Origin of the sequence: Candidatus Poriferisodalis sp. (assembly GCF_965237655.1) — a bacterium.
Classification (GTDB): domain Bacteria; phylum Actinomycetota; class Acidimicrobiia; order Acidimicrobiales; family Poriferisodalaceae; genus Poriferisodalis.
This window is the reverse complement of sequence record NZ_CBDEGB010000001.1, coordinates 1,378,257-1,390,638: the sequence shown is the minus strand read 5'-3', so window position 1 is coordinate 1,390,638 and position 12,382 is coordinate 1,378,257. Positions and strand designations below refer to the sequence as shown.

Annotated in this window: 12 protein-coding genes, 1 tRNA gene and 1 pseudogene; 3 read left to right on the top strand and 11 right to left on the bottom strand. The window is 67.3% G+C overall.

Annotated elements, in window-relative coordinates:
- Nucleotides 1-42: 42 nt before the first annotated feature.
- Nucleotides 43-1,314, bottom strand: a complete 1,272-nt coding sequence (locus ACPXYO_RS06710; RefSeq protein WP_423918009.1) for a cytochrome P450 — start codon at nucleotides 1,312-1,314, stop codon at nucleotides 43-45.
- Between the two features lie 82 nt (nucleotides 1,315-1,396).
- Here ACPXYO_RS06710 and ACPXYO_RS06705 point away from each other — a divergent pair, with 82 nt between their 5' ends.
- Nucleotides 1,397-2,446, top strand: a complete 1,050-nt coding sequence (locus ACPXYO_RS06705) for a ketopantoate reductase family protein (protein WP_423918006.1) — start codon at nucleotides 1,397-1,399, stop codon at nucleotides 2,444-2,446.
- A 20-nt stretch (nucleotides 2,447-2,466) separates the two neighbouring features.
- Here the strand turns inward: ACPXYO_RS06705 and ACPXYO_RS06700 are convergent.
- Together ACPXYO_RS06700 and ACPXYO_RS06695 are read right to left on the bottom strand one after the other, a co-directional pair.
- A tRNA-Leu gene (locus tag ACPXYO_RS06700) sits at nucleotides 2,467-2,555 on the bottom strand.
- 115 nt (nucleotides 2,556-2,670) lie between these two features.
- Nucleotides 2,671-3,213 (bottom strand): hypothetical protein, encoded by a 543-nt coding sequence (locus ACPXYO_RS06695; RefSeq protein ID WP_423918003.1) that lies wholly within the window; start codon nucleotides 3,211-3,213, stop codon nucleotides 2,671-2,673.
- 252 nt (nucleotides 3,214-3,465) lie between these two features.
- Here ACPXYO_RS06695 and ACPXYO_RS06690 point away from each other — a divergent pair.
- A pseudogene (locus ACPXYO_RS06690) lies at nucleotides 3,466-4,485 on the top strand (IS110 family transposase); the annotation flags it as partial.
- Between the two features lie 307 nt (nucleotides 4,486-4,792).
- Nucleotides 4,793-5,752 carry a PD-(D/E)XK nuclease family protein gene (locus ACPXYO_RS06685; RefSeq protein WP_423918000.1) on the top strand — a complete coding sequence of 320 codons (960 nt, stop codon included), beginning with the start codon at nucleotides 4,793-4,795 and terminating at the stop codon, nucleotides 5,750-5,752.
- Here the strand turns inward: ACPXYO_RS06685 and ACPXYO_RS06680 are convergent.
- The 8 genes from ACPXYO_RS06680 to ACPXYO_RS06645 all read right to left on the bottom strand — a co-directional run bounded on the left by ACPXYO_RS06680 (nucleotide 5,722) and on the right by ACPXYO_RS06645 (nucleotide 12,382).
- Nucleotides 5,722-6,405 carry a GNAT family N-acetyltransferase gene (locus ACPXYO_RS06680; RefSeq protein WP_423917998.1) on the bottom strand — a complete coding sequence of 228 codons (684 nt, stop codon included), beginning with the start codon at nucleotides 6,403-6,405 and terminating at the stop codon, nucleotides 5,722-5,724. The two genes, ACPXYO_RS06685 and ACPXYO_RS06680, sit on opposite strands and share 31 nt — an antisense overlap.
- On the bottom strand, nucleotides 6,392-7,384 hold the full coding sequence (locus ACPXYO_RS06675; protein WP_423917995.1) for an exopolyphosphatase: 993 nt from the start codon (nucleotides 7,382-7,384) through the stop codon (nucleotides 6,392-6,394). Before ACPXYO_RS06675 ends, ACPXYO_RS06680 begins: the two co-directional genes overlap by 14 nt.
- Nucleotides 7,381-7,812, bottom strand: coding sequence for a DUF501 domain-containing protein (locus tag ACPXYO_RS06670; protein ID WP_423917993.1), 432 nt, complete (start codon nucleotides 7,810-7,812; stop codon nucleotides 7,381-7,383). The genes ACPXYO_RS06675 and ACPXYO_RS06670 overlap by 4 nt, the downstream gene beginning before the upstream one ends.
- A gap of 84 nt (nucleotides 7,813-7,896) precedes the next feature.
- A complete protein-coding gene (locus tag ACPXYO_RS06665) occupies nucleotides 7,897-8,586 on the bottom strand; it encodes an SRPBCC family protein (RefSeq protein ID WP_423917990.1) in 690 nt (229 codons plus the stop codon).
- On the bottom strand, nucleotides 8,577-9,143 hold the full coding sequence (locus tag ACPXYO_RS06660) for a nucleotidyltransferase family protein (protein ID WP_423917988.1): 567 nt from the start codon (nucleotides 9,141-9,143) through the stop codon (nucleotides 8,577-8,579). Before ACPXYO_RS06660 ends, ACPXYO_RS06665 begins: the two co-directional genes overlap by 10 nt.
- A 46-nt stretch (nucleotides 9,144-9,189) precedes the next feature.
- Nucleotides 9,190-10,356 carry an acyl-CoA dehydrogenase family protein gene (locus tag ACPXYO_RS06655; RefSeq protein WP_423917985.1) on the bottom strand — a complete coding sequence of 389 codons (1,167 nt, stop codon included), beginning with the start codon at nucleotides 10,354-10,356 and terminating at the stop codon, nucleotides 9,190-9,192.
- A gap of 226 nt (nucleotides 10,357-10,582) precedes the next feature.
- The gene (locus ACPXYO_RS06650; protein ID WP_423917982.1) at nucleotides 10,583-11,677 is read right to left on the bottom strand and encodes an IS630 family transposase; all 1,095 of its coding nucleotides are present in this window, start codon (nucleotides 11,675-11,677) and stop codon (nucleotides 10,583-10,585) included.
- A gap of 78 nt (nucleotides 11,678-11,755) precedes the next feature.
- Nucleotides 11,756-12,382, bottom strand: a complete 627-nt coding sequence (locus ACPXYO_RS06645) for a hypothetical protein (protein ID WP_423917979.1) — start codon at nucleotides 12,380-12,382, stop codon at nucleotides 11,756-11,758.

Below are 12,382 nucleotides of genomic sequence, written 5' to 3'. Positions count from 1 at the left end.
CTATGGGACAGGCGTGTTGCTGCGACTGTCGAGCGCAGCCAGTCAGGCAGCCAGCGGAGCCGTCGGCGTGAACTCGACGTCGAGGTGCTTGACGCCGTGAATGAACGCTGCTTGCAGGGCGTCGGGCTCGCTGACAGCGACGATGTCCGGTAGCCGGTCGAACAGCTCGCGGTACATCACCGTCATCTCACGCCGTGCGAGATGCGCTCCGAGGCAGTAGTGGGGGCCGGGACCGCCGAATCCGTACTGCGGGTTCGGATCTCGCAGAACGTCGAACTTGAAGGGGTCATCGAAGGCCGCTGGGTCGCGGTTGGCGGCGACGTAGAGCATTGCGACCTTGTCGCCCTCGCACATCTCGCGGCCCTCGAAGACGTAGTCACGGGTGACGGTCCGGCGCATGTAGCCCACGGGGCTGGACAGCCGCACGATCTCCTCGATTGCAGTGGGCACAACGCCCTCGAAGTCCGCAGCCCAGATGGCCCGCTGGTCGGGATGGTCGGTGAGGTACTTGAGCCCCCACGAGATGGCGTTGCGGGTGGTTTCGTTGCCGGCCACGACCAGCAGCACGAAGAAGCTGGCCAAGTCGGCGTCGTTCAGCTGATCGTCGGGGAGCTCGGCGTTGACGAGCACGCTCGTGAGATCGGTGCCGTCGCCGCCGCGCTTTGCCTGGGCGACTTCCTTCATCAACTCGGCCAGTTGGCCGCCGGCGGTGAGCAATGCCGTGAGGAAATCGACATCTTCGGGTTGGTACTCGGGATCCGAGATACCCAAGATGACGTTCGTCGCCTCGAACACGCCCTGGTACTCCGACCCCGGAATGCCCATGAGGTCGCACACGATCTTGAGCGGGAGCGCTGCGGCCACATCGGTCACAAAATCGCAGCTTCCCTGCTCGCACACGGAGTCCACGATGTCCGCCGCTGCCGCCTGAACGCTGCCATCGAGATCGGCCAGCATCCTCGGCGTAAATCCCTTGGCGACGAGGCGCCGCAGCCGGGCGTGGCGCGGGTCGTCCATAGCGATCATCGAACTGAAGAATTCGGTGAACTCCGGCGGCGCATCCAGCAGGGTGATGCCGGCAGCAGAGCTGAAGACCTCGGTGTTGCGGGAGACGGCGGCTACGTCGGCATGCCGGGTGACGCACCAGTAGCCGGGGCCCGGTTTGACAACTTCGTCGTCGTAGTCAGGCTCCTCGAACCAGTCCAACGGAGCCTCGGCATGGTGCCGGGCGATCACCGCGTCGATCACATCGGCGGGCTGGGTCCAGAACCACGCCTCCATCAGGTTGGGCAGGTCCGTGTTCCACTCGCGCATAGCAGCACGGTAGCGCCGCGCCGCGAACGGCAAGCACGGCCCACACTCAGACACGCGGGGCCATCTGGCACGATGTACCGCCGTGGTGACGAAACGTGTCCCAGATCTCGATTCGGCCGAGGACGATTCCGAGCTGAACTACATCGTTCACGGAGCCGGGGCCATCGGCTGCGTGCTCGGAGCTCGGCTGACCCAAGCGGGGCGCCGGGTGGCCCTGGTCGCTCGCGGGGAGCATCTGGAAGCTCTGCAGCGCGACGGGCTGCGGATCTCGGGTTACACCGAGGGCCATTTCAGGCTGCCGGCCGTGCGCGCCGCACACGAACTCGATCTTGATGACCGCACCGTGGTGCTGCTGGCCATGAAGACCCAACACACGTTCGAGGCCGTCGAAGAACACCGCGAGCTGTACGAGGGCGTGCCGCTGTTCTGCTTCCAGAACAGCGTCAGCAACGAGGAGTGGCTGGCCAGCCAGGGTCTGCGCGCCTACGGCGTCATGGTCCGCATCGGAGCTCGCATTGACGAGCCCGGCGTGGTCACCCACACCGGCGCGCGCCGGGCTCAGATCGGTTGCTGGCCGACTGGCACCGACGAACTCTGTGCACGAGTGGTCGATGACCTCGTTGCCGCCGAGATGAACGGTTCGCTTGAAGAGCGGGTCGCGGACGCCAAGTGGGGCAAGCTCGTGCTGAACCTGACGAACGCCTTCTCGGCGCTCGCCGATCTGCCGGTCCAGGAGTGGTTCTGCTCCGAAGAAAACCGGATCTTCATGGCCGACATCGAAGAAGAAGCGGCCAACGTGCTCGAGGCGGCGGGCATCACGCCGATCATGGAGGACATGGGCGAATTGCGCCCGTGGATCGCACGCCTGCGGAAACCTGGAGAGCGCGAGCCCCGGGGGGCTACCGACCCTGCGCTGCTCAGCTACCCCTCGACCTGGCAGGACCTGAACTTCCGGCGCCCGACCGTCGAGGTCGAGCACTTCAACGGCCGCATCTGCGAGCTCGGCGAGCAGTACGGCATCCCCACGCCGCTCAACCGGGTGCTGACCGAGCGCTGTGTTGATGCTGCAGCCCGACGCCTCGGTCCAGGTACCGAGACCGTTGCGTCGCTGCGCGCCGCCGCCCAGACGTGACCGCTGGGTAGGCAGCGGGTTGGTGCCCGGGGCGGGATTCGAACCCGCACGCTCCCGAAGGAGCCGAGGGGTTTAAGCCCTCTGCGTCTGCCAGTTCCGCCACCCGGGCCAGCCAGCGCGGCGAGTGCCGCCGCAGACGCAATCATGCTCGCTCCGCGGCCATCACGACACCTCGACCCGTGAACAACCCGTGTGTCGCGCCGAGAGCCTCGCGCACCCGATGCTCAAGCGGCCTCGTCCAGCGGGTGCGGCGAGCCAGATTCCTCCTTGGGCTGGTGGTTGGCCGGTGCTGGTGCACCGCGTGGTGCCGTAGCTCCCGAGGACATGCCGACACCGTCGACCAGTTCGTCAGCGCCCTCGACCGCGCGCCACAGCTCGTCACGGGCTGCGCCCGCAGTACCGGCGCCCAGCTCGTTGCAGACCACGATCCCCTCGATGGCGTCGGCGACGACCGCTCCGAATGGACGGCCACGCACACGCACCGCTACTACGCAATCGTCGGGAGGCCTGCGTTGGATCGAGCGATCAAGCTGGTCGGAGCGCGGCGGGCTTTGAAAGCTCGGAACGCTCAAGCCCAGGTCGCGAGCTGCAGCGGCGAGCGCCCGCACGGTCAGGACGAAGCGACCTGATGCATCGGGGCTGGGGCGCTCGACGCCCCGCTCGGTGCGGGACGGCGTGGCTCCCCCACGGTGTGGCCGGCTGCGGACCGGCGATGCATCGACCAGTCGAAGCGGTGCGGGAAGGTGGGTACGGGGTGTTGCTGGCATGTGCCCAGCATCACAGGGGGGTGTGACGGTCATGATGTTTGGGCCAGTGGTTCGGGCCTGGGTGTGACCCTGGGTGTGACGGGCTTGGTGCCTTGTGGCTGATCTGTCGGCTTGGTGCCCGGGCTGCTGGCGCGCACCGACCGGTCGGGCGGACGTGACCTCATAGGAGCCTTGGAGACCACCTTGACCGTCCTGTCCGCCCCGGCCGATGGTGCCTGACTGACCCAGATGGGAGAAAGGCAGGGGTTCATCATGGCTGATCAGCCAATCGGCGTCTACGGGGGCGTCGACACTCACAAGGAGGTCCACGTCGCTGCGGTGGCCGACCAGGCGGGCCGGGTGCTCGCCACGGCGTCGTTCGGGGCGGACCCGGCCGGGTATCGCCAGCTGGCGGGGTGGCTGGGATCGTTCGGGCCGCTGGTGCGCGTCGGCGTGGAGGGCACCGGCTCCTATGGGGCGGGGCTGACGCGCCACCTGGTCGGCTCGGGCGTCGAGGTGGTCGAGGTGAACCGGCCGAACCGCCAGATGCGCCGCCGCCGCGGCAAGTCCGACACCGTCGACGCCGAGGCCGCGGCCCGCGCCGCGCTCAACGGCGAGGCGGCCACGGCTCCCAAGGGCGGCGACGGGATCGTGGAGTCGATCCGGGCGATCCGGGTCGCGTTGTGCTCGACCCGTGCCCATCGCACCCGCATCTCCAATCAGATCCGTGATCTCGTCGTCACCGCTCCCGACCGGCTGCGCAGCGCCCTGGAACCGCTCACGACTGCGCAGCGGGTGGCTCGGTGCGCTCGGTTCCGTCCCGGCGACCCCGCCGAGCCCGCCGAGGCGGCAAAGATCGCGCTGCGCACCCTGGCCCGCCAATACGAGACCCTCGACGCCGACCTGGTCGAGCTGCGCCGCCATCTCGACGAGCTCACCTTGACCGCCAACCCGGCGCTGCGAGCCGCCAAAGGCATCGGCACCGACACGGCGTCGATCCTGCTCATCACCGCCGGCGACAACCCCGAACGGCTCACCACCGAAGCCGCGTTCGCCGCTCTGTGCGGCGCGTCACCCGTCGAGGCGTCCTCAGGCAAGACCACCCGCCACCGCCTCAACCCCGGCGGGGACCGCCAAGCCAACCACGCCCTGTGGCGCATCGCCATGGTCCGCCTCGCCACCTGCCCCCGAACACGCGCCTATGCCGGGCGCCGCCAAACAGAAGGCAAATCACGCCGCGAGATCATCCGATGCCTCAAGCGCTACATCGCCCGAGAAGTCTTCGCCCTGCTCGCCGACCCCCACCACACCACCCACACCGGCGACCCAGGCGAGCTCCGACACCGACGACAAGCCGCCGGCCTCAGCCTCGCCCACGCCGCCGACCAGCTCAACACCTGGCCCGCAACCATCTCGGTGATCGAACGCGGCAAAGCACCCCACCACCCCCTCGTACCCGCCTACCGCGACTGGCTCAACACACTCCAACCCGCCGCTTGACGAACCATAGGAGCATCAGCTATCCGAACAGCCACCGACACGCTTCCCCACGCGTTGACAATCACCGAGGCCTGCGCGGAGGCGACCACAATGGGCAGCGATGGCCGGCACTGCAACAGGACTGCTTCCAGCCCAGCAGGCGACGCTCGATGCAATCCGCACGCCTTCGCAGCAGCGGCCCGTCTATCCCAACGACTTCGCCGTTGAGTTGCGCCAACAGTCCGAAGACGCGCTGGCTCAAGTGGTCGATACGGCACGCGAGCTCGACAGCCGAGGCCTGCGGGTAGTCAAGCGAGACCTGGCCGGCGTCTTCGGCTGCGAAGCACGACACCTCGCCGATGCTGAGGTCCCCTTTGAATGGTCCGTGCCCACCGCCCGCGGCACAGTGCTGCACAAGGCCGTCGAATTGTCGATTCACCAACACTTCGAGCCCACCGATGGAGTGAACGCAGCTATCGAGCGCCTCATTGCCGACGATGAGAACTTGGGCAGCTTCCTGGCCGACTCCAGTCCTGGCGAGCGCGCCGACCTGATGGCCGGGTGCGTTGCACTGCTCACGCGGTTCGGTGAGACCTTCCCGCCGATGCAACGATCCTGGCGACCTGCCGCCGAGGTCAAAGCGCGCGCGCGACTGTGCGGCGGTGCCTTCGTGCTCTCCGGAAAGTACGACCTGACTCTGGGAACGCCAGCGCCGCTGGGTGGTCCTGACGGCAGCCAGCGTGCCGGCAAGGTCATCATCGACCTCAAGACCGGTTCGCGGACCCCGACCGATCCCGAGGACCTGCGGTTCTATGCGCTCGTCGAGACGCTGTCAGTCGGCGTGCCGCCGCTCGGCGTGGGCTCGTTCTATGTCGCAGAGGGTCGTATCGAACACGAAACAGTCACCGCCGAGGTGCTCGACAGTGCACTGCGTCGAACGGTTGACGGCATCGGAAGGCTCGTGACGCTTCGATCAGCCGAGCGAGAAGCACGCCGGGTGCCCGGCCCGCCGTGCCGATGGTGCCCGATCTCGGCGGATTGCAGCCCCGGTCAGGAGTGGCTGTCCGACCCTGACGACTGAGCGACACCGTCGCTGCGAGCGGCTCGCAGCCGCGCTGCCATCTCGTCGCGGCCCGCCCGCCATTCCTCCAACGTCAGGCCGAAACGCACGTGGTCTTCCCAGACGCCGGCGATCTGGATGTAGCCCTGCGCGATCCCCTCGGAGCGCAGGCCCAGCTTTTTTACCACCCGCAAGCTGGCGTCGTTGCGGGGCATGATCGAGACCTGCACCCGGTGAAGTCCGGCCTGCTCGAAGGCGAACTCGAAGACGGCCACGAGGCCCTCGGCGACCAGTCCCTTGCCCGCCAGCCGCTCGTCGACCCAGTAGCCGACATGAGCGCTCTGGAACGCTCCCCGTGCCACATGGGAAATGTTGATCTCGCCGCAGAACCAGCCTTCGTGCCACAGGCCGAAGTCGAACGCGGTGCCCAGCGAGCGCTCGCGTTCACGCATGCGGCAACGGTTGGCGAATGCTTGGGGGTCGCACGACGGATCGGACGCGCTCGAGGGTGGGCACGGCTCCCATTTCACCAACCAGTCGCGGCATCGTTCGCGAACCTCACTCCATTGAGCGAAGTCCGACGACACGAGCGGGCGAAGCTCGAGCCGGTCGGTGCGCAGGCAACTCACCCCCCGCACAGTACTGGCGCGCCGTCGGCGCTCACCGAGCGGCATGAGCGCCTCCTGCGGTATCCGTGGGGCGCTGCGGCGTTCGCAGCTCAGCGGCAATGCCATCGAGAAGATCGCGTTCACGCACCAAGCACTCGTCGATCTCCCAGTGGCGCATGATGGCAACCAGGATGCAGCAACCGCCCACGATCACGGGCGCCCGGTCGACGTGCAGGCCCGGATTGTGGACGCGGTCGGCCAGTCGCTCGGTGGCGAGCGTGCGGAACACGTCCTCGGCTGCAGCCCTGGTGAGTACGAACTCGTCGATCATCTCAGGATCGTAGGGATCGAGACCAATCTCTACCGCAGCCACCGTCGTGATAGTGCCGGCAACACCCACGAGCCGTGCCGCCGGAACACCTCGGCCGATGACCGGGTGCTCGCGGTCGATGTCGTCGAGGTGCAGGCGAGCGACCGAGATCGCCGAACTCAGCTCGGAGGGCTGAGGGGGATCGGATGCCAGGAATCTCTCGGTCCACCGCACCGATCCCATGTCGACTGACGTGGCGTCGACCGGGAAGGCGTTCGCGGCGGGCGTGCCGTAGGCGAGCTCAGTAGAGCCGCCGCCGATGTCCAGCACCAGCGCGGGGCCCGCATGGGCGCCAGCGAGGCCCGAGGTGGCTCCGGCGAATCCATATGCCGCCTCGCTGTTGCCGTCCAGCAGCTCAACCTCAGTGCCGAGCGTGCGGCTCGCCTTCTGCAGGAATGCGGCGCCGTTCGCTGCATCGCGTACAGCGCTGGTCGCCACCGCCCGCACTGCGTTCACCTCACGGCGTTCGATGATCTCGCGGTACTCCCCCAGCACGTCGAGCACACGGCCTATGGCGTCGTCCCGCAGCCGACCGCCAGCGTCGACGCCGCGCCCGAGCCCAGTGATCCGCTGCAGCCTCAGACCCAGACCCTCGCCGTCGTCGATGAGCAGCCGTGTGCTGTTCGTACCGCAGTCCACCACCGCCACTGGGCCGGCTGGGTTCTCGGCAGTCACCGAACCAACCCCTCGGGGCCCAGCCGTACAAGCACCCAGTCACCGACGGGGTCGTCGCCGCCCGCCAGCCGGTACGCCAGGTGCGCATGCAGGCACTTCACGCCCTGCGACGTGCCCCCGACACCGCCGCTTGGGCGCGGTCCGCGGTGATCCTGGGGCAATAGCGCATCCCGTTCGGCGGCGTAGCAGCGGTGGGCAGCAGCGAGCGCCGCTGGGTCAACGGCCGCCTCGGCCATCCGGACACCGCCGTCGCCCTCAAGCTGGGACACCCGCCTGCGCAAGTCGGCATCGACCAGCCAGTAGCGGGTCGGCATGGGGCGTCCGTCGTCAAGCAGCGGGGCATTGGCAATCACGACCGGTCGCCCGTCGTCGTGCGCGACGGCCACATCGAAGGTGCACTGGGGCGGGCGGCCGAGCAACTCGGCCACCGCTTCAGATTGAGCGGGCGTCAGAGGTGCGCCGCGAGCGCAACGGACAAGCAACGCCCTGTGGGGAGTCGCGGAGGCGGACCCTCAGCCTTGGCGGCGCTTGCGCCTGCGGCGACGATTGAACAAGAAGAACACCACCACTGCGAGCGGGGCCAGGATGCGCTTGAGCAAGGGCCTGCCCGCTGTCTCGAGCAGGTCAACCGGCTCCGGTTCGGCCATCTCGATCTGGCGCGGGCCCGACTCTGCGGGAGTCTCCGCCGCCTCGCCCGTCGTTTCAGCGTCGTCAGCGGAGGCATCGTCCGCCTCAGCACCGGGGTCATCTTGGTCACCAATCTGGGACAGTTTCTCCTCGAGCGAACTCACGAACTGCCCGATGAGCTTCTCGGTCACATCGGCCATGATCCCGCGGCCGAACTGGGCCACCTTGCCCGTGATCTTGAGATCGGTGGTGATCGACACGACTGTGCCGTCGCCGTCGGGGGTCATTTGGGCGGTCACCTCCGCGGCTGCATTGCCAGCGCCCCGAGAGTCTCGGCCGGTGGCCTCCAGCACGATCCGGTGGTTCGCCTCGTCCAGCTCGACGAAGCGGGCCGAGCCTTTGTACTGCGCGGTGATCGGGCCCACCTTGATCTTCACACCGCCCTTGAACTCATCGCCGTCGATCTCGGTGAGCTGCGCGCCCGGCATGCACGGCGCGATGAACTCGACGTCGGTCAGGGTGTTCCAAGTCTGCTCGACGGGAATGCCGACACGGAATTCACTCTTCAGCTCCATCGGCTCAGATCCTCCACGGTGTCGATGTCGTCGGGTAGCCCTTCGCAGGCTACCGGCACCACGATTTCGGGAAATCGGCGCATCACCGTTCGGGCCCCCTCATCGCCGTCGTGCGGCAGCAACGGCCAGACCTCGCGTGCGAGGCGGACCGGATTGCCTCGACGGCCGTCGTAGGTGGCAACTGCGATCGGCCCAGCGCTGGCCGCCACGGCGCGCCACGCCGCCGAAATCACGAACGGCTGGTCGGCAAGGCCGACCACGACTGCTTCGTGGCCCTGCCGTTCTGCCCAGCCGGCGGCGCACCGTACCGATGATGCAATACCCGACGCCCAGCGCTCGTTGGAGATCAGCGCAATCTTGTGACGTGCATCAGCGAGCGCGCCGGTGAGATCGACGGCGCCGGTCACGACGGCGACGGCGTCCAGCGATGCCTCGAACAGCGATTGGAGCGCTCTGCTCACCACGCTTCGGCCGTCGATCGTCGCAAGCAGCTTGTGCTGAGAGGCGGTGAATCGTGTCCCCGCCCCTGCGGCCAGCAACACCCCCGCAGTACTCACCGGATTCAGCTTTCCCGACGCTGCCTGGCCAGCCGGCTGGATATCGCTAGTACGAGCGCGGCAGGCCCAGCACCTTCGACGACACGAAGTTCAAGACCATCTCCTGGCTGACGGGGGCGATCTTCATAAGCCTCGCCTCGCGCCAGTAGCGCTCCACGTCGTACTCCTTGGCGTAGCCGAAGCCGCCATGTGTCTGCATCGCCCGGTCGGCGCATTCGAATGCTGCCTCCGACGCCAGATACTTGGCCAGGTTGGCCTGCTCGCCGCAGCTGAGTCCGTTGTCGTAGCGCCACGCGGCATCGCGCAGCACCAACTCGGCCGCGTGCAGGCGGGCATGACTGTCGGCCAACGGAAAGGCAATGCCCTGGTTCTGGCCGATCGGCCGTCCGAAGATCACCCGGCTCTTCGCATACTCCGCAGCGCGGCGCAGCGCTACCCGGCCGATCCCCAACGCTTCGGCGGAAATCAGGATGCGCTCGGGATTGAGGCCGTCGAGGATGTAGCGGAAGCCCTCGCCCTCCTCACCGACCCGGCGGCTGACCGGCACCCGCAGCCCGTCGTAGCGGACCTCGCACGAGACAACGGCGTTGCGGCCCACCTTCGGGATCGGCGTGATGTCGACAGCTGGGTCCTGCAGGTCAACGAGCAGCAGGGTCATCCCCTGGGTCGGTCCGTCGCACTCTTCCTTCGGCGTGGTGCGCACCAGCAGCAGGCACACGTCGCAATACGGGGCTTTGGTGGTCCACACCTTGGCGCCGTGGATCACGTACTCGTCACCGTCGCGCACCGCCCGGGTGCGAATCGACGTCGTATCGGTGCCCGCATCGGGCTCGGTCACGCCAAACGCCGCATGGATGGAGCCGTCGGCAACGCCGGGCAGGAACTCCTTGACGAGCGCATCGGAGCCGTACTTGCGCACCGGCTCCATGCCGAAGATGGACAGGTGCAGCGCCGAGCAGCCGTTCATGGCCGCACCGCTGGCGGCCACCTCCTCGAGCACGATCGAGGCCTCGGTGATGCCCTGGCCGCCGCCGCCGAACTCGGTGGGAATCGCGATACCGACCCAGCCTCCTTCGGCTATGGCGTTGTAGAAGTCCCAGGGGAACTCGTGGTTCTCGTCGCGGTCGCGCCAGTACTCGTCGGGGAAGTCGGCGCAGACCCGTCGGACGCCTTCGCGGATCGCCTCGTGGTCCTCGTTCGTTGTGAAGTCCATCGCGCCGAAGCTACCCGTCATCGCGACGCGCTTCGGAGGAAACCGCGATGAAGCGACCAGGCGCGGTCGTCACCCGGCTGAAAGTGACATCAGGGACCGAGGTTCGGTTCTCCAGAGTCCCATGGCAGCGCAGAGCGTCGACAGGGACTGTCGACTTCTTAGTGGGGAGGGGATTCGTCCGTCGTATCGAGCAATATGACGCTAGCTGGCAGGAATCGCCACTGGACTAGTGTCCTGAGTGGGGAATTTGTTGCATATATGCGGCCATGGTGTCGAAGATCTCGTCGGCGGTCTTGTGCCACACGAACGGTTTCGGGTTGTCGTTCCAGTTGTCGGTCCAGTGGTTGATGGAGTCCTTGAGTTCTGTGACGGAGCGGTGGGTTGAGCGGCGGAGCCACTTGGTGGTGAGCTCTGAGAACCAGCGCTCGACGAGGTTCATCCAGGAGCTGTAGGTGGGGGTGAAGTGGAGCTTGAAGCGGGGGTGGCGCAGCAGCCAGCGCTTGATCGTGGGGGTCTTGTGGGTGGAGACGTTGTCGAGCACGATGTGCACGTCGAGCCCGTCGGGGACCTGCTTGTCGATGAGGTTCAAGAACGAGCGGAACTCCTCGCTGCGGTGCCGGGCTGTCATGGAGGTGATGACCTTGCCCGAGGCGGCGTCGAGGGCTGCGAACAGGTCGGTGGTGCCGTGGCGGCGGTAGTCGTGGGTGCGCCGCTGGGGCGTGCCGGGCATGAGCGGCAGGATCGGCGCGGTGCGGTCGAGCGCCTGGATCTGGGTCTTCTCGTCCACGCACAGCACCACCGCCGCCTCGGGCGGGTTCAGGTACAGCCCGGCGACGTCGCGGACCTTGTCCACGAACTGCGGGTCGGGGGACACCTTGTACTCGTCGATGAGGTGGGGCTTGAGGCCGAACGCGCGCCATATCTGGCTGACCGCGGTCTGCGACACCCCTGCTGCTGTGGCCATCGACCGCGTCGACCAGTGCGTCGCGTCCGCCGGGACGGTCTCGAGGGTGCGCACGAGCACGTCCTCGATCACCGCGTCGGTGATCTTGCGCGGCGGGCCCGGCCGCGGGTCGTCGGCCAGCCCGTCCAGGCGGCGCTGCGCGAACCGCTTGCGCCACTTCGACACCGTCGCCGGATGACAGCCCAGCTCCGCGGCGAGGTCGTTGTTCGCCCGCCCCGACGCGGCGCCCAGCACGATCCTGCACCGCAAAGCCAGCGCCTGGGACGACTTGGGCCGTCGCGCCCACCGCTCCAGCGTCTCTCGCTCCGCGTCGTCCAGCTCCACCGGCACCGCCGGCCGTCCCCGTCGAGCACCCATAACAGCCTCCGATCCACGCCGAAGACCCCATGATGGCGCACCCAACACAAAAACGCGACTAACTCAACACTCAGGACACTAGGCACTTGCCCGGTAAGGCACGTCAAGCTCGACATCGTGCGAGAGCGGCTTGCCATCGCCCGTGTACGCCTGAACCTGGCGGGCCGCTTGGCCGTCTTCGGGCATCACGCATTCGGTTGCAGCCGGGAGCAACAGCGACACATCGGCAGCAGTGGGCTTGATGTGGATCTCCCACAGGTCGTTGCGCTTGTCGACGCGCTTGAACTTGTGAGCCTTTCCGTTGGTGACTTCCAGCAAGTCGTCACGCAGCGTGCGATAGCTCACCTTGAGCGGCTCACTGAAGAGGATGCGAACCGTGAACTTTCTAACGCCGGAGTGCGATTCGGGCAGGGAACCTTCAACGAATTCGGCAGTCAGGGGGGGTTCCGACGATTCCTCCTCGTCCTTTGTTTGCGTCTCACCGCCCTCGCCAACGTTCTTCGTGTCGGTGACGACGGTCTCAGTGCCCGAGTCCATAGTGACCTGCCGATCCGACTGCACCTCATCCTCGCTCGAAGATGGCGAGCACTGCGCGGGGGCCGCCGCAGTCTGGCTTCCAGCGCTGGCGCTCGGTGTGCCGAGGGATGCCTGGTTCAGATGGAACGGAGTGCTGAGATCGCCCCACGAAGTCTGCGCCCGCGCCAC